This window comes from Lacrimispora sp. 210928-DFI.3.58 (genome assembly GCF_020554865.1).
Classification (GTDB): Bacteria; Bacillota; Clostridia; order Lachnospirales; family Lachnospiraceae; genus Enterocloster.
Map to the genome: position 1 here is coordinate 65,376 of NZ_JAJCIC010000016.1, position 16,681 is coordinate 82,056.

The following is a 16,681-nucleotide window of genomic DNA, read 5'->3' on the forward strand; positions in this document are numbered from 1 at the left end:
AATATTATTCTAAACAGACCTGTTCTCCGGGTCAAACACCCTTTTTGGTTACCCCCTACCGAAAGACGCACATGGCAGAATAGAGAATAATCGATTAAAATAATATCAGCAGAGCATTATACCTGTCAAAAAACGATAATAAAATTTGAGGAGGAGAGAGCATGGATACTGAGTTGGAATTACGTATAAAGGCGAAAATTCCAGGTGAAGATACTGGAATCCAGATTAAAAAAAGCATGTGCAGCATCTGCTCTCCCGGAAACCACTGTGGCCTTGATGTGTATGTAAAGGACGGAAAGATCCTGAAGGTTGAGGGAACAAAGGAGCATCCATTTAACAAAGGATGTATTTGCACAAAAGGCGCTATGAACCGGGATTATATCTATCGGAAGGACCGTATACAGACTCCATTGCGCCGGGTAGGGAAACGGGGAGAGGGCAAATTTGAGCCGATCACATGGGAAGAAGCATATGCTGAAATTACAAAAAGGCTGAATAAGGTCAAGGATACCTATGGAGCTAATTCTGTGGTTTTTACCTCTGGCTACTGCAAGTGGTACCGCCCTTATTATCACCGCTTTATTTACTCTTTCGGATCGTGTAATTACTCCTCCGATGACTGTACCTGCCAGCGCGCCACTGTCTTGGCCTCTGCATGCAGCTGTGCCGGACGTTTGGGCCCTGATATTCCCCACACCCAAACCTATATGGGATGGTCCTGGAGCGGTCACTATTCCACTTATCTCAGCGTTCAAAAGGTTGCCGACCTAAAGGCCCGCGGAGGCAAGATCATTATCATAGATCCCAGAATTACTCCATCCACTCAGAAATTCGCCGACATCCATCTTCAGCTGCGGCCCGGAACAGACGGCGCTCTGGCACTTGGCATGGCAAAGCTCATTATTGATAATGGCTGGGAGAATAAGGAATATATCAAGGAGCATACCTTTGGTTACGAAGAATATGCAGAGATGGTAAAAGATTATACTCTGGAGCGCGTTGCAGATATTACCGGCTTAAAGCAGGAGGATATCTACAATGCTACGCGGATATTTGCCACAAATGGTCCTGCCTGTGCCAACCTGTCAGCCTCTGTACTCACCCAGCAGTATAACGGTTTTCAGACAGTCAGGGCGATCCTATGTCTCCAGGCGCTGACCGGTAATATTGACCGCCCAGGCGGCAATAATCCTTCCGAGGCTACCTACCTCCACCGTCCGGCAGGATTTAAGTCCCGCGAAACGGAATATTACATGCAGAAGGCCCCTGATCTGACAAAGATGATCGCTTACGAGAAGTTCCCTGTCTGGTATACATACTGCCATGAATTTCAGGCCATGTATCTTGCAGATGCGATCCAGAAGGAAGACCCTTATCCGATCAAAGCGATCTTTGGACTGGGAATGAACTTCAAAATGTATCCTGAAACAAACAAGCTCATCAAGGCCCTTGAAAAAATAGACTTTTTTGTCAATACAGATTTATTTATGAGCTGGACATGTAAGTATGCAGATATTGTCCTTCCATGCTGCTCCTCATTGGAGAGGGGAGAATTCAAGGTATATCCCGGCGGTTTCGGTTTCTACACAAAACCGGCGATCAAGCCTTTATACCAGTCGAAATCAGATACCGATATTCTCTGTGAGCTTGCCAATTATATGAAGCTGGATGATCCTCTGCTGTGTCAGGGATATGAAGCATCCATTGATTATATTATGGATGGCTGCGGACTTACTGTGGAGGATTTCAAGCGCTCCGATGTTCCTTTAAAGCTTCCGGCCTTTAAGCCTACGCGTCCGGGAACAGCAACTGCAAATGGCTATGCTACCCCCAGTGGTAAATTTGAGTTTTATTCACAGGTTGTTGCCACTTATGAGAAAAGCCATAATCTAAATCCCCTTCCTGCATATGAGGATTGCTTTGCAGATGATGCAGATGAAAATGTTGCTAAAGAATACCCATTCCTCTTATCAACCGGAACCCGTATTCCTAACACGATCCACTCCCGCCTGCATGAGGTTCCCTGGTCCAGGAGCATCCGCCCGGAACCTCTCATTGAGATCAACCGCAAGGATGCCGCGGAACTTGGAATCCAGGACGGAGATATGGTGCTTCTCTCCAGTCCCACGGGAGAGCTTCACGTAAAGGCAATGCTGACTCTTAAGCTTCTTCCGGGAACGGTCCAAATGACTCACGGTTACTCAGAAGCCAATGTTAACCAGCTCATCAGCGACAAGCATTTAGACCGATATACCGGTTTCCCGGGCTACAAATCATCACGTTGCAATATCAGGAAAGCATAGGTGAAAAAAATGCAATATCATTTTTTATTTGATACAGATAAATGCTGCGCCTGCCATGCCTGTACAGTGGCATGTCTTGACCAAAATGATACAGATGTGGAAGCAGGCGATGTGGCCTTTCGCAAGGCTTATAATCTTGAAAAAGAAACAAAAGGAACTCTGGACTGCGTCTATTTGTCCACTGCCTGTATGCACTGTTCAGACGCTCCCTGCATAACAGCCTGCCCTGCAGGCTGTATCAGAAAGGATGCAGAAACCGGCATGACGGTCTATGACAATACAAACTGTATAGGCTGCCGCAGCTGTGCTATGGCATGTCCCTTCGGTGCAATTCGTTACCGCTCTTCGGATGGAAAAATGGTGAAATGTGATGGCTGCTATATAAGGCTGAAAAATGGAATGGAGCCTGCCTGTGTCCGTGCCTGTGCATTCGGAGCATTAAAATGCCTGGACGAACAAAGCTACCAGAAGGCCGAGGCAGAAAAAGCGGTAAATGCCATGCTTCATGCTGTAAAATAACACCGCCAACTATATTTTAGGAGGAATTATGAAGCATATTGCTATTGTTGGCTTCGGCGGCGCAGGATATTGCGCTGCCGAGGCAGTAAGGGCGCGGGATCCTCATGCAAAGATCGATGTATATTCTGATACGAATGCAGGGCCCTATAATCCCATGCTTACAACTTACTATGTAAAAGGCTCTATCGATTATAACGGAATGTTCCCCTTTGGCTCCTTAACAGAGATTGGGCAGAAGCTAAATCTTGATCTTCATCCCAACATACAGGCCACATCTCTTTCTCCGGCCGAAAAGAAGCTTACATTTTCCGATGGTTCAGAGCAGAAGTTTGACAGCATTCTCTTCAGTACAGGCGCATCTGCATTTACTCCTCCTATTCAGGGGATAGAACTGCCCAGAGTAATTACGATGCGTACAGTATCCGATGCCGTAAAATTGAAGGATTTCATCAGTACAGGCCGCATAAAAAAAGCTCTGGTAATCGGGGCTTCCTGGGTAGGCATCAAGGTAGTAGAGGACTTTTATGAACATCAGATCGACTGTACCCTTATAGATGGGGCTGCAAATATTTTTTCAACAGCGGCCTTTCCCCAGACTGCTGAAAGAATCCATGCTTCTCTTGAGAAAAAAGGAATCCACTTATCCTTTGGGCAATTTCTCTCCTGCATTGAGAAAGAAAATAATGGTCAGCTTACTGCTATCATGAAAAACGGCTGCCGCTTTACAGCAGATATTATTGCCGTCTGTATTGGCATCAAAACAAATGTCGCTTTTTTAAAGGACAGCGGCCTTATCATTAACCGGGGAATTTTGGTTGATTCCTATATGCGCACTAATTTTAAGGGAATTTATGCTGCCGGAGACTGCTGTGAAAGTCCGGAAATGCAGTCCGGCCTCCATAAGCATATAGGATTATGGGCAAATGCCAGAATCCAGGGAAGAATTGCCGGAATCAATATGACAGGAGGAAATGAGGTATTCACCTCCAATATCCTGATCAATCTCGCCCACTACATGCATTCAGATTTTTTGAGTATCGGTGATATTTCTGCCTGCACAGACGAAGATGATGTCTATGAATATGAAAATAGTCCCCTTTACATTCGTGCTGTTAAGAAGGATAATAAGCTTAAGTGCATCAATATCCTGGGCTCCAGCGAAAATAATGGTATTATACGAAGCGCTTTTATGAAGCCCATGTCTCAGGATCTCATTTTTAACGATTGCTCAAGAGCTATCCTTCTTGGGGCCGGCTATCCGGAAAGCTTTCTTGATTTTATAAATGCAGGCTCATGCCCTTCTGCCTAGTCAGTTTTCTTATGGAGAGAAGGATCAATAAAATAGTGTAAAAAAAATGACCTGAAATGTTATTTCTGGTCATTTTTTTACTATGAAAGTCCGCCGCCGGATAGGCGGCTTGTATTCAGGTATGCCCAATGCGCCCGCCAGACTTTCGTGGTGCGGTGCGCGTCCGTCCGCCGAGCGCATGTAGGTTTACTGAGATCATTCCACCTCCAGGGCGCAGAGGAAATCATTTTGCAAACTGTCAAAATACTGCGTGGCATCTCCCAGTCCCATTTTCCAGCTTTCCTGTGTCTGTGGGTCATATAATGTAATATTGTAGGTGTCATAGCCTGATAAAAGTACGTAACGCTCAGGCTCCACATAGGCAATCACTGGGATTCCCTTATCAATATAGTATAATATCTGGCTCAGGGTGCATCCGGAAGCGTCAATCATCAGAATACCGTCATCATAGATTCTGCTTCCGGTAAAGGACTCCAGGTATTTTGTTATCTTTCGTGCCTCTTCTACCGGGAATTTGATATTGCAGATAGTTCTTCTGTTGATCCTGTCCCATACAATATTTTCATTTTCATCTGTTACAAATCCCATCTTTCCATAAGCCATATTAAGGGCTGTCTGGAAATTTCTGGAAGCTCCCAGATAATGTCCTCCGCCGTATGCATGAAAGACCAGAGAGGAATCCATAGGTGCTGCTCCTGAACCGCCAAGTTCCAAAGTGCTGGCATCCTCATAGGAAAATGCATCGGGGGCTGATACCTTGACAGAATTTTCTTTTATATCGGAATCAGCCTGTACGAAATATACCTTTCCTTTTTCCTGGGATGCAAACCAGCCGATCCCCTTCATTGGATTGCTGTCCACCTTCTGATTACATACGATCGTATCCTCATCCTGGTGGATATACTGGTGGTTTCCCAGCTTTACAAGGCGTTTTAAATGGATCCGTCCTTCCTCTGCTGTTACGTCTGAGATATAGATATCCTGTTTCCTGTATTCACTCTGGATCTCCATCTCACTGTCCACGATATACATGGCGTACATGGGAAGTCCCTTTACTCTTCCATTTACGATCCAGGTATCCTCTGAATTTCCAAATCCGTAGATCAGATCATTTCCAACAAATCCCAGCACTCTCACATAATCCCCCTGGGCTCCTACGATCTCCTGGTTCACAGCCGTGTTAAAATCCATCACATGAACTTTTTCTGACTGGTAAATATTTCCGGGCTCCTGCCATGCAAACCGACTGCCGTCTGTGCTCACAGCAAAGCCTCCTTCTGTCAGTCCCTGGGCCACTACAAGGGATTCATTGCTCTTTAAGTCGATCCCATAAACATTTCCATCCAGCATCAGATACATCATGCCATTAGGGCTTAAGTAGGACAGCCTGCTTACATCCACTTCGATCTTCTCAAAGTCCTCCCTTGCAGGAATAAAGAATTTCTCCTGCACAGCGTCCTTTTCTCTGCTATAGCGGTAGAAAACAACTCCTGTCTGTCCTTCATTTTTACCACGGTTCATATATCCATAGACAAGAAAATCAATGGTTCCGTCATCCTGAACAGATAATATTTTGATACCATGCTGGTCATAGCTGCTCCTTATCCCATCGTCTTTGCTATTGGAAAATGAGAAAATGCATACTGCTTTCTTCTCTGTCTGATCATAGCACCACAGATCTCTGTTTGTCTGGAAGGCCAGATAGCGTGATTTTTGACTCTTCATGGAACGGATATTTTCTTCATCAGCAATGCCAAGAAGTATCCTCTTTCCCGCATAAAACTGGGAACTGCCTGTGAATACTTCATTGGCATGTCTCTCATAGTTCATGAGGTAAATCCTCTGTTCATTCCACTTCATGGAAAAATTGTCTTCTGCTTTTACGATGGACTGGCTTCCATCCTCTTCCGTCAGCCGAACACGATATTTTACCTGCACCTGCCCCATAATTCCATCAAATTCCTGCAGCGTTATCTCCGGCTCTCCTTCCAGGGCAACATCCAGACCATCCCATGTCAAATGTCGGAAACTGGCCCGTATGGTAACATATCCCAGAGAACTATTGTCCTCCAGAGGATTGGTTTCCAGATAAGATACCAGATCCCTGGCCTGTCCACTGTCCAGACTCTTTCTTGTAAACTCTTCTGCCAGATTTAACATATCAGCAGCATTATTGTTATCAGGCCACATGATTCTGGTATAATAATGGAGATTCTTCTCACCTGTATCTACATACAGGCTTAACAGGTAGGTCTCATTTTTGGAAAGGAGATTCTGGATAGGGAGGACGACCTCCGTATTTCCATCTCTGCTCTCCCAGTCTGCCACCTCTGTTCTCTCAATCAATCGGTTAAGGGACAAATTCCGGATTTCATAGCTGATTCCTGTAATTGTATTCCCATATTCTGCAATACTGAGCCTGAGGGAGCGGTCTTCCGGAAGTACAGAAATACTGTCCCTGGTTGCCTGATTCCCCATATCCTGGATATATCCGCGCATGCAGTTTATCTTTTTTCCATTGTATACTGTATATATAACAGGCAGGGATGGCTCCTCCATGGAAGAGTATATCGTTGCCTCTTTTTCCATTGTATTCCGCGCATTGATAAAATACACCACCACGGCAGCAATGAATATAAGGGATAATATTCCCGCTTTCTGTATCATTTTTTTCATATGTGTATAAAATCCTTTTTTGGTTATTTTAGGCTGCTGCAGCGCTCAGAGCCGAAACGACCAGGTTCTAAGCGCTGTTTTGGCTGAGACTTCTGCCATTTTAGTATTATTTTATATAATAACCAATAAAACTACAACTTAATCTTTTTAAAATTTTATTAATATTCTCTTTTTCTCTAAAATCTGCAGATTCCTCTGGCGCAGCGTCTGTTGTGCATTTCATTTAATAACAGCACCTTGACGACATCCCTCAGCCATGAAGGTCTTCTCCCATGTGTGGGCGGCGGAATAGGGCGCGGCGGGCGGTTTGGAGGCATTGGCGGACGGTTGGGTCCTTGGGGCGGGCGGCCCGGTTGTGGCGACGGCATCCATGGGCCCTGCGGCGGACGGCCTGGCTGTGGCGACGGCATCCATGGGCCCTGCGGTGGACGGCCTGGTTGCGGCGATGGCATCCATGGGCCCTGCGGCGGACGGCCTGGTTGCGGCGATGGCATCCACGGGCCCTGCGGCGGACGGCCTGGTTGCGGCGATGGCATCCATGGGCCCTGCGGCGGACGGCCTGGCTGCTGAGGCGGCATCCACGGGCCCTGCGGCGGACGGCCTGGCTGCTGAGGCGGCATCCACGGACCCTGCGGCGGACGGCCTGGCTGCTGGGGCGGCATCCACGGACCCTGCGGCGGACGGCCTGGCTGCTGAGGCGGCCTGTTTTCCTGTGGCCTGCGGCCTGATCCCCTTTGACCTTCCCTTGACATATTACCTCCTGCCCATGGAAGCTCTGAACCCCTTCTTCTTTCCTGTCCCTTCATTATTTCATCTTCTCTTTCGACCCAACTATCTGTTGCATCATTTCTCTGATCCTGTTGAAAACGTTTTCTTTCTGACGGAACATATGGAAACATCTGAACTTTTCTTTCAGGATGACACCTCATTTCCTGAGCTTCCAGATTTCCTGCACCTTCCTCTTCTAATTCCGAGGCTGCCTTCTTTTCTTCTATTACAATACTGTTTATTCTCTCTCCTTTATTATCTTCAGTCTCTGCCTCACTGTCGGCTGCGTCTACTTCACTGGAAATTTCTTCTGTCTGTAGTTTTCCGCCCGCTTCCTCTATGTTCCAAAAGTTTTTCATTGTCTCTGTGCCTTCTATAGAAAGAACAGTATCACAGATGGAATCGCAGATCCTATTGACTACGAGATTGTCTGGAAATTCATCATACATTGGACTATTATAATAATCCAATCGGTCACAAGCCTCAGATACATAGCTCTGCAGCATTTTCATTCCAGAAGGGTACATACTTTTCAGATATTCAATATCCTGCATCTAATCTCTCAATTCATGCTCTCTTATCTATATCATATGCACCTCTTTTCGGAATGCATCCTTCCCGGAGTACTTTTTGTTCCTATGTAACAAAAAATCAGGATGAATCCTTCTCTCATCCTGATCTTCCTCTTTCTAATTTTTCTTCACATATCCCAGGGCCTGTTCCAAAGCCTCCTGTTCCTCATTACCGAGAACCACATCTGTCTGCCCTGCATCTACTTCTTTAATATAGAGATAACAGCCTTCTCTGCTGTGCACGCAGTTTAATACGAAGCCTGTATTTGTATAATCCAGCATTGCAAAGGCAAAGCTCAGGCTTCCACCCATTCCTTTAAATGCATTGTATCTCACCACGCCGAATTTCTGAAAGGATGACCGGAAATTCCTGTTTAATGTGCGGATCGTGTCCTTTGTCCCTCTGTTTTCTGCCTTCAGACCTTTTATCTCGTCAAGCTGATCCAATATCATATCTTCCATTGTCTCCGCATCCTTGCCGCGCATAAAATAGTCGTACTTGCGGTTCAAACGGTTGATCTTTGATATCATTACGATCACTACGATCAGCAGCACCAGTACCAATACGGCCAATCCGATCAATATATATGCTGGATCAAACGGAATCTGATTCAGTATGCTGTTTTCCGCCATACAACATCTCTCCTTTAACACTTAGCCGATGGACTCAATCATTTCAACAATACGTTCCAATTCTGCTTCTGAATAATACTCGATTTCTATACGGCCTTTATTTTTATCTTTGTTGTGGATACTAACCTTTGTACCCATTATTGTTTTCATTCTTTCTTCCAGATTCTGGTATATAAGAGCCAGGGCATCGTCCTTTTTCTCTTTCTTTTCTCCGTCGGAAGCTGCCTCCTTCAACAATCTTTTTACCAGCTTTTCTGTCTCCCTTACACTCAATCCTCCCTCAAGTATCTGTTTGGCTGCCTTCAACTGAAGCGCTGTATCACTCAGTGAAAGCAGCGCCCTGGCATGCCCGCTTGTGATCAGTCCCTGTATCAGCATATCCTGTATCTGATCATCCAGCTTTAAAAGCCTCATTGCATTGGTAATGGTAGCTCTGTTTTTCGATACTCTCGCAGCAATTTCTTCCTGTGTCAGTTGAAATTCCTTTACTAACTGCTGGTATGCTTGGGCTTCCTCTATAGGGTTTAGATCCGCTCTCTGGACATTCTCAATAAGGGCAATTTCCATTGCCTGCTGCTTGCTGTATTCTCTTAAGACAACAGGCACTTCCTTGATCCCTGCCAGCTTTGCTGCCCTCCAGCGGCGTTCTCCGGCGATCAGCTCATAGAAGGAACCCTTTTTCTGAACCAGCAATGGCTGTAAAATACCGTAATTTTTAATGGACTCAGCCAGTTCCTTTAACTGTTCCTCATTAAAATCCTTTCTGGGCTGTTCTTTGTTTGGCTCAATAAGTCCGATCTTTATCAAAAGCTCCTGCCCTTTTTCATTTTCTTTCCGGGCTGTTTCTGCTTTTACTTTTTCAGCCTCTTCCTTGCTTTCCTTTACTACATCCTCGCCAAAAATGGCCCCCAGTCCTTTTCCTAATCCTTTCTTTGCCATTATAACTCTTCTCCTCTGCTCATAACTTCTGCTGCAAGCATCCGATAGCTTTCTGCCCCCGTTGACCGTGAATCATATAGATTGATAGACAGTCCATGGCTGGGTGCTTCCGCCAGCCTTACATTTCTAGGAATAATCGTTTTATAGATGGTTCTATTCAGATTATTTTTTACGCTCTCTACAACCTCCAGTGATAAATTCGTCCTTGCATCATACATGGTGAATACGACGCCTTCCATTTCCAACTGGGGATTCAGCTTTCTCTTTACCAAATCCACAGTCTTCAGAACCTGGTTCAATCCTTCCAGTGCATAGTATTCACACTGTATAGGAACCAGCACAGTATCTGCTGCTGTCAATGCATTAATTGTCAATATATTCAGTGATGGGGGACAATCAATCAGAATAAAATCATATTGTTCACGTATCTGATTAAGATAACTTTTCAGAAGTTTTTCTTTATCCTCTACTTCCTGGAATTCAATCTCTGCACCTGCCAAATTCATATCAGAAGGAAGTACATCTAAATTGCTTTGGATATTCTTCACAATGCATTCATCAATGGGTGCTTCCTCTATCAGCATATCATAGACCGTATTCTCAAAATCTTCACGTTCGATTCCAAGACCGCTGCTCGCATTTCCCTGAGGATCGAAATCAACAAGCAGTACATGCTGACCTGCTTCTGCCAGACAAGCCGATAGATTTATAGCTGTTGTTGTTTTACCAACCCCGCCTTTCTGATTGGTTATGGTTATTATTCGTCCCATATGCAGTACATTCCTTTCTCGAAAAAACATCCATTCTTCGATTTACTTTTACGATTATAGCATATATCGTTCTCTTTTCCTATGAAAAATTGGTCCAAACACTTCTTTTTTCTATTTTATACAAAAAATGTTTCACGTGAAACATTTTTCTATCAGAAAACTCTTAAGAATAATTTAATCCCCAATTCCGTTGTAATAGATGATGGGTTGTATTATAATAATGAAAGAATAGGAGTGTATTAAAATGAAAACAAGAAACAAATTATTAACATTACTTATTTTATCAGCAGGCGCAGCTGCCACTACTGCTGCTATTAATAAGGCAATCAAATTTTCTGCTACCTCCAAACATATATTGGATGATGATGAATCCCTGTGCTATAAATGGAGACTGGGTAATATACATTACACAAAAAAAGGAAAGGGAAAGCCTGTACTTCTTGTTCATGATCTTTCCCCTTCATCCAGCGGTATAGAATGGGAGGCATTGTCTTCCAAATTAATTGAACATTATACGGTTTATACCATCGACCTGTTGGGCTTTGGCCGCTCAGAGAAGCCCAATCTCACCTATACCAACTATCTCTACGTCCAGCTTCTTTCTGATTTTATTAAGTCAGAAATTGGACACCGGACTGATATTATTGTAAGCAATGCTTCTTCCTCTCTGGCTATTATGGCCTGCAGCAATAATCCGGAGTTATTTGACCAGCTTATCCTTATAAATCCTGAATCACTGCTCTCTTCCAGCCTTGTACCCGGAAAGAACGCAAAGCTCTATAAGCTTATACTCGATCTGCCTATCGTAGGCACATTGATCTACCATATTTCCTGCAGCAAGCGTGCATTGAAAAAGGACTTTATGACTCGTTATTTCTATAATCCTTACACGGTAAAGTCAAAGCTGATCAACGCATATCACGAGGCTGCCCATCTGGGCATATCACCAAAATCAGTTTATGCCAGTGTGAAATGCAACTATACAAAATGCAATATTATCAATGCTTTAAAGAAGATCGACAACAGTATCTTTCTTATAGGTGGATCTGGTGTTGATGGTATGAGAGATTGCATGGAGGAATATAAAAAATATAATCCTGCCATTGAGTTTACTTCGATCTCAAAAACCAAATATCTTCCTCATTTGGAAAATCCAAATGAACTATATGAGTTGATCAATACCATACGTTCTCAATCATAGATCAATAGATGTTTCACGTGAAACATTTGAGAGCAAGAAAGGAAACTAATAGAATATGCTTCGTATCGGATGTCACCTGTCATCATCAAAGGGCTACTGCTCCATGGCGAAAAACGCCATGCTCATCAACGCAAATACCTTCCAATATTTTTCCAGAAATCCCAGGGGAGGAAATGCGAAAGAGATCAATCCAAAGGATGTGGAACAATTTCTCTCCATTGCGAAGGAACAGGACATCACCCCATTTTTGGCCCATGCGCCATACACCCTCAATGCCTGCTCTGCTGATCCAAAGCTGCGGGAATTTGCCAAAAATACGATGGCAGATGATCTCCAACGTTTGGAATGCACTCCTGGTAATCTATACAATTTTCACCCAGGAAGCCATGTTAAGCAAGGTATCGATATTGGAATTGACCTTATTGCCCGGATGCTCAATGATATCTTAAAGCCAGAACAGACCACTACTGTCCTTTTAGAGACCATGGCAGGAAAAGGAAGTGAGATCGGAGGCTCCTTTGAGGATTTAAAACGAATTCTGGATAAAATAGAATTATCCGGCCATATGGGTGTATGCCTGGACACATGCCATGTCTGGGATGCCGGCTATGATATTGCCAACCACTTAGATGAAGTTCTCACAGAATTTGATACAGTCATTGGCCTAAAACGCTTAAAGGCCATCCATCTCAATGACAGCCTGAATCCACTGGGTGCTCACAAGGACCGCCATGCAAGATTAGGGGAAGGACATATTGGTCTGGATTCACTGAAGCGTATTATCAACCACCCTGCCCTGCGCGGCCTTCCATTCTATCTGGAAACACCCAATGAACTGGATGGATATGCCAGAGAAATCAAAATGATGCGTGAAGCCTACAAATAGCCAAAAAGAAAGCCTGGATATCTGTGATCATGAAGATATCCAGGCTTTCTCTTTTTTATTTTCCCAAAGGTTCCTTTGTAGGCATACCAGCTTTCCTGGGATATTTTTTCGGTGTATTCTTCACCTTTTTTACAGGGACAAGACATCTGGAGACGTCAGAACCAGGTAACATAAATTTTACAACTTTCTCCAGTTCTCCGCCTAAGATTCCCACTGCCCTCTCTGCCGACTTTAACTCCGCTTCGATCTCCCCTGACTTATATGGCACAAAATAGCCATTTTTCTTTACAAAGGGCATACAATATTCCAAAAGAGAGGACATATTTGCCACTGCTCTGGATACACACAGATCATAGACCTCCCTGTGGCCTTCCATTCTGCCTATATCCTCGGCTCTTCCATGAACACATGAAACATGTTCAAGTCCCAGAGCATTGCACACCTCCTCCAAAAAGTGAATTCTCTTATTTAAAGAATCCAAAAGCGTCACCTTTATTTGTGGAAATGCAATTTTTAGGGGAATACCCGGAAATCCGGCTCCCGTTCCCACATCAATAACAGAAAAATCAGAAAAGGAAGGGAGCTCAGGAAAGGCCTTCAAAAGTGACAAGCTGTCACAAAAATGTTTTGTCACCACATCTGACTCCTCTGTGATCGCAGTCAGATTCATTACCTTATTCTTTTCAACCAGCATCTCATAGTACAGATAAAACTGTTCCATCTGCCTGTTATCAAGACTCAGTCCCAGCTCGCCCAGCTCAAGGCTCATCTGTTTTAAAAATGTATCTGTCATACCCGGCCTCCTTTCATGAACTACCTTTTTGCAAAATGCACCAAAAGCACAGATATATCTGCCGGAGAAACACCTGAAATACGGGAAGCCTGCCCCACTGTAGAGGGCTGGATCTTATTTAACTTCTGTACAGCCTCTCTTCTTAAGCTCTTCACCTCAGCATAATCAAAGCCCTCCGGAAGCCTCTTTCCCTCCAGCTTTTTGAACTGGGCCACCTGCTGCCTCTGGCGTTTGATATATCCCTCATATTTCATCTCAATATTTACCTGCTCCCTCACATCAGATGGAAGCTCAGGGCGCTTTTCATCCAGCTCAGCCAGCTTCTCATAATCAAGTTCAGGGCGTTTTACAAGCTCAGCCATCGTAGTACCTGATTTTAAAGGTGTACTTCCATATTTTTCCAAAAAATTCTGTACTTTAGGCGTTCCTCCTATAGTAGTCTTTTCAAGACGTATTATCTCCTTTTGGATATTATCCACTTTTTGAAGGAGTTTCCTGTACTCTTCCTCTCCCACCAGACCAATCTTATACCCGATCTCTCTTAACCGGATATCCGCATTGTCCTGGCGCAGGAGAAGACGGTATTCTGCCCTGGAAGTCATCATCCTGTAAGGCTCATGATTTTCCTTTGTCACCAGATCATCTATTAAAACCCCAATATAGGCCTGAGAGCGGTCCAATACCACCTGTTCCCGTCCCATTACCTCCATAGCAGCATTCACCCCTGCCATGAAGCCCTGGACAGCGGCCTCCTCGTACCCTGAGCTTCCGTTAAACTGTCCCCCTGCAAAAAGCCCCCTGATCTTCTTAAATTCCAGTGTAGGCTTTAACTGCAGGGAATTAATGCAGTCATATTCAATAGCATAAGCATTTCTCACGATCCTCACATGCTCAAGCCCCGGCACTGTTCGGTACATGGCATACTGTACATCCTCAGGAAGAGAGCTGCTCATTCCTCCCAGATACATTTCATTTGTGTATAAGCCCTCCGGTTCCACAAATACCTGATGCCGGTTCTTGTCCGGGAACTTTACCACCTTATCCTCAATTGACGGACAATATCTTGGACCGGTTCCCTCGATAGCACCGGAAAACAGGGGCGAGCGGTCCAGGTTATCACGTATGATCCGATGGGTCTCCTCATTGGTATAGGTAAGCCAGCAGGATACCTGCTCCTTCTGTACTGACTCCGGGTCAGTAGAAAAGGAAAAGGGAACTACTCTCTCATCTCCGAACTGCTCTTCCATCTTTGTAAAGTCAATACTCCTCTTATCTACTCTGGCCGGCGTCCCTGTTTTAAACCGGAACATCTCTATTCCATTGGCGATCAGGGAATCTGTCAGATGATTGGCAGCCTGAAGGCCGTTTGGCCCTGTGGGATTGCTCACATCCCCGTAGATGCACCTCGCCCGCAGATAGGTCCCTGTGCAGAGAACCACAGCCTTTGTGTGATACTGTGCACCTGAAAATGTCTTTACTCCACGGATACTCCCCTCTTCCACCAGGATCTCAGATACCTCGGCCTGACGTATGGTGAGATAATCCGTATTTTCAAGGGTCCTTCTCATCTGCCTGCTGTAATCCTGTTTATCTGCCTGGGCTCTCAGGGAATGGACGGCAGGGCCCTTTGACTCATTGAGCATTTTTGACTGGATAAAGGTCTTATCAATGTTTTTGCCCATTTCTCCGCCCAGGGCATCCAGCTCCCTTACAAGATGTCCTTTGGAGCTTCCTCCCACATTGGGATTGCAGGGCATCAGGGCAATACTGTCAATACTCACTGTAAACAAAATGGTCTCAAGTCCCAAACGGGCACAGGCAAGGGCAGCCTCGCATCCGGCATGGCCTGCCCCCACCACTGCAATGTCATATGTTTCCTCCAAAAAAGGCATTTTCTTCCATCCTTTCTGTAATCTATCCCTTATTTTCCCATACAGAATCTCGCAAAAATCTCATTTACAAGGTCATCATCCACTGCCTCACCGATGATGAATCCCAGCTGCTCATAGGCATCCATCAGATCAATCGAATAAAAATCCTCCGGCAGCCCGTCCTCAATGCTCCTCTCTACCATCTGAAGGCTTTCATACGCATGCTCCAAAGCCTCCTTATGCCTTACATTTGTAATAGTAAGCTGATCATTAAAGGACAACTCTCCATGGTAAAACAGATCTTTTATCTCCTGTTCCAGGACCCCGATCCCCTTCTCCTCCTTTGCAGAAATTAAGATCACCTTCTGTCCTGTAAGACCTTCCAGCTCCTCCTTTTTCACCAAGAGGGTCAGATCCGTCTTATTTAACAGAACAATTGCCTTCCTGCCCCGGATAAATTCCATGATCTCTTTGTCATTTTCATCCAAAGGCCTGGAGCCGTCCACCACATAGATGATCAGATCACTGTCTCCGGCCGCCCTCATTGCCCTGTCAACACCGATCTTTTCCACCACATCCTCTGTATCCCGGATACCCGCCGTATCCACAATATGGAGGCTGATCCCCTGAAGGTAGATATGCTCCTCCAGCGTATCCCTGGTGGTTCCCGCGATCTCCGTTACAATGGCTCTCTCCTCCCCCAGAAGCACATTCATAAGGGAAGATTTTCCTGCATTCGGCTTTCCCAATATAACGGTCTTTACCCCTTCACTCATGATCCGGCCGTTATCTGCTGACTGTATCAGCTGCTTTACCTCATTTATCATGGGAGACAGACTGCTTTTCAGCTTCTTACTGTACCCTTCCAGAGAAATATGTTCCGGATCATCCAGTGCAGATTCAATGAAGGCGATCTCATAGAGGAGCTTTCCTCTCAGTTCCTTTATCTTTCTTGACACGGATCCGCCCAGCTGGCTCACAGAGCTTTTTAATGCATATTCATTGGTCGCATTGATCACATCTGCCACTGCCTCTGCCTGGGAAAGATCGATCCTTCCGTTCAAAAAGGCCCTCTTTGTAAATTCTCCCGGCCCTGCTGTCCTTGCACCATGGCGTATGGCAGCCTCCAGGATTTTCTTCACCACCAGACTTCCTCCATGGCAGTCGATCTCCACCGTATCCTCCGCCGTATAGCTGTGAGGCCCCCTCATAATAAGAACCAGAACTTCATCAATTTTCTCATCCCCATCATAGATAAAACCATAATGGACTGTATGTGTATCTGCTTTGCTGAGAGCCTGAGGCTCCCCCTTCTTATTGCGGTAGATCCTGTCTATCACCTCAAAAGCATGATCTCCGCTGATCCTCACAATTCCAATTCCGGAATTACTCATCCCCGTAGCAATCGCTGCAATGGTATCTGTCTGCATGGCTTTTTAAC

13 protein-coding genes are annotated in these 16,681 nt (G+C 45.0%); 6 read left to right on the top strand and 7 right to left on the bottom strand.

Features of this window, described 5'->3' with window-relative positions; translation table 11 throughout:
• The first annotated feature begins 161 nt into the window (after positions 1–161).
• Genes LIZ87_RS11495 through LIZ87_RS11505 form a run of 3 tightly spaced genes read left to right on the top strand, consistent with a single transcriptional unit; the run spans position 162 to position 4,131 of the window.
• A complete protein-coding gene (locus LIZ87_RS11495) occupies positions 162–2,303 on the top strand; it encodes a molybdopterin-containing oxidoreductase family protein (RefSeq protein ID WP_178313272.1) in 2,142 nt (713 codons plus the stop codon).
• 9 nt (positions 2,304–2,312) lie between these two features.
• Positions 2,313–2,822: a 4Fe-4S dicluster domain-containing protein gene (locus LIZ87_RS11500; RefSeq protein WP_178313271.1), complete on the top strand. Its 510-nt coding sequence runs from the start codon at positions 2,313–2,315 to the stop codon at positions 2,820–2,822.
• Between the two features lie 28 nt (positions 2,823–2,850).
• Positions 2,851–4,131: an NAD(P)/FAD-dependent oxidoreductase gene (locus LIZ87_RS11505; RefSeq protein WP_227147119.1), complete on the top strand. Its 1,281-nt coding sequence runs from the start codon at positions 2,851–2,853 to the stop codon at positions 4,129–4,131.
• 195 nt (positions 4,132–4,326) lie between these two features.
• Here LIZ87_RS11505 and LIZ87_RS11510 read toward each other — a convergent pair whose 3' ends face one another.
• Entirely contained in the window at positions 4,327–6,807 is a 2,481-nt protein-coding gene (locus LIZ87_RS11510; RefSeq protein ID WP_227147121.1) for a hypothetical protein, read from the bottom strand.
• A 307-nt stretch (positions 6,808–7,114) separates the two neighbouring features.
• Here LIZ87_RS11510 and LIZ87_RS11515 point away from each other — a divergent pair, with 307 nt between their 5' ends.
• Positions 7,115–7,954, top strand: a complete 840-nt coding sequence (locus LIZ87_RS11515; protein ID WP_227147123.1) for a hypothetical protein — start codon at positions 7,115–7,117, stop codon at positions 7,952–7,954.
• A 310-nt stretch (positions 7,955–8,264) separates the two neighbouring features.
• On the opposite strand, the gene LIZ87_RS11520 is transcribed toward LIZ87_RS11515, so the two are convergent.
• The 3 genes from LIZ87_RS11520 to LIZ87_RS11530 are packed head-to-tail and all read right to left on the bottom strand — an operon-like array spanning position 8,265 to position 10,489.
• On the bottom strand, positions 8,265–8,780 hold the full coding sequence (locus tag LIZ87_RS11520) for a DUF4446 family protein (RefSeq protein WP_178313782.1): 516 nt from the start codon (positions 8,778–8,780) through the stop codon (positions 8,265–8,267).
• 21 nt (positions 8,781–8,801) lie between these two features.
• On the bottom strand, positions 8,802–9,719 hold the full coding sequence (locus LIZ87_RS11525) for a ParB/RepB/Spo0J family partition protein (protein ID WP_178313780.1): 918 nt from the start codon (positions 9,717–9,719) through the stop codon (positions 8,802–8,804).
• Positions 9,719–10,489 (bottom strand): ParA family protein, encoded by a 771-nt coding sequence (locus LIZ87_RS11530; RefSeq protein WP_227147126.1) that lies wholly within the window; start codon positions 10,487–10,489, stop codon positions 9,719–9,721. Before LIZ87_RS11530 ends, LIZ87_RS11525 begins: the two co-directional genes overlap by 1 nt.
• Positions 10,490–10,733: 244 nt before the next feature.
• Between LIZ87_RS11530 and LIZ87_RS11535 the strand changes: the two genes are divergently transcribed.
• Together LIZ87_RS11535 and LIZ87_RS11540 are read left to right on the top strand one after the other, a co-directional pair.
• Complete coding sequence (locus tag LIZ87_RS11535; RefSeq protein WP_227147129.1) at positions 10,734–11,690, top strand: alpha/beta fold hydrolase; 957 nt, start codon at positions 10,734–10,736, stop codon at positions 11,688–11,690.
• 55 nt (positions 11,691–11,745) lie between these two features.
• Entirely contained in the window at positions 11,746–12,576 is an 831-nt protein-coding gene (locus LIZ87_RS11540; protein WP_178316946.1) for a deoxyribonuclease IV, read from the top strand.
• A gap of 55 nt (positions 12,577–12,631) precedes the next feature.
• On the opposite strand, the gene rsmG is transcribed toward LIZ87_RS11540, so the two are convergent.
• Genes rsmG through mnmE form a run of 3 tightly spaced genes read right to left on the bottom strand, consistent with a single transcriptional unit; the run spans position 12,632 to position 16,670 of the window.
• The gene (gene rsmG, locus LIZ87_RS11545) at positions 12,632–13,369 is read right to left on the bottom strand and encodes a 16S rRNA (guanine(527)-N(7))-methyltransferase RsmG (protein WP_178316947.1); all 738 of its coding nucleotides are present in this window, start codon (positions 13,367–13,369) and stop codon (positions 12,632–12,634) included.
• 20 nt (positions 13,370–13,389) lie between these two features.
• On the bottom strand, positions 13,390–15,261 hold the full coding sequence (mnmG, locus tag LIZ87_RS11550) for a tRNA uridine-5-carboxymethylaminomethyl(34) synthesis enzyme MnmG (protein ID WP_227147132.1): 1,872 nt from the start codon (positions 15,259–15,261) through the stop codon (positions 13,390–13,392).
• Positions 15,262–15,290: 29 nt separating this feature from the next.
• Entirely contained in the window at positions 15,291–16,670 is a 1,380-nt protein-coding gene (mnmE, locus tag LIZ87_RS11555) for a tRNA uridine-5-carboxymethylaminomethyl(34) synthesis GTPase MnmE (RefSeq protein ID WP_178316835.1), read from the bottom strand.
• Positions 16,671–16,681: the final 11 nt, after the last annotated feature.

Bases quoted from the DNA above. Each gene is read 5' to 3' on its own strand.
- rsmG (WP_178316947.1), bottom strand. From the start codon at position 13,369: ATGACAGATACATTTTTAAAACAGATGAGCCTTGAGCTGGGCGAGCTG.
- LIZ87_RS11530 (WP_227147126.1), bottom strand. From the start codon at position 10,489: ATGGGACGAATAATAACCATAACCAATCAGAAAGGCGGGGTTGGTAAA.
- LIZ87_RS11535 (WP_227147129.1), top strand. From the start codon at position 10,734: ATGAAAACAAGAAACAAATTATTAACATTACTTATTTTATCAGCAGGC.
- mnmG (WP_227147132.1), bottom strand. From the start codon at position 15,261: ATGCCTTTTTTGGAGGAAACATATGACATTGCAGTGGTGGGGGCAGGC.
- LIZ87_RS11540 (WP_178316946.1), top strand. From the start codon at position 11,746: ATGCTTCGTATCGGATGTCACCTGTCATCATCAAAGGGCTACTGCTCC.
- LIZ87_RS11525 (WP_178313780.1), bottom strand. From the start codon at position 9,719: ATGGCAAAGAAAGGATTAGGAAAAGGACTGGGGGCCATTTTTGGCGAG.
- LIZ87_RS11495 (WP_178313272.1), top strand. From the start codon at position 162: ATGGATACTGAGTTGGAATTACGTATAAAGGCGAAAATTCCAGGTGAA.
- LIZ87_RS11520 (WP_178313782.1), bottom strand. From the start codon at position 8,780: ATGGCGGAAAACAGCATACTGAATCAGATTCCGTTTGATCCAGCATAT.
- LIZ87_RS11500 (WP_178313271.1), top strand. From the start codon at position 2,313: ATGCAATATCATTTTTTATTTGATACAGATAAATGCTGCGCCTGCCAT.
- mnmE (WP_178316835.1), bottom strand. From the start codon at position 16,670: ATGCAGACAGATACCATTGCAGCGATTGCTACGGGGATGAGTAATTCC.
- LIZ87_RS11505 (WP_227147119.1), top strand. From the start codon at position 2,851: ATGAAGCATATTGCTATTGTTGGCTTCGGCGGCGCAGGATATTGCGCT.
- LIZ87_RS11510 (WP_227147121.1), bottom strand. From the start codon at position 6,807: ATGAAAAAAATGATACAGAAAGCGGGAATATTATCCCTTATATTCATT.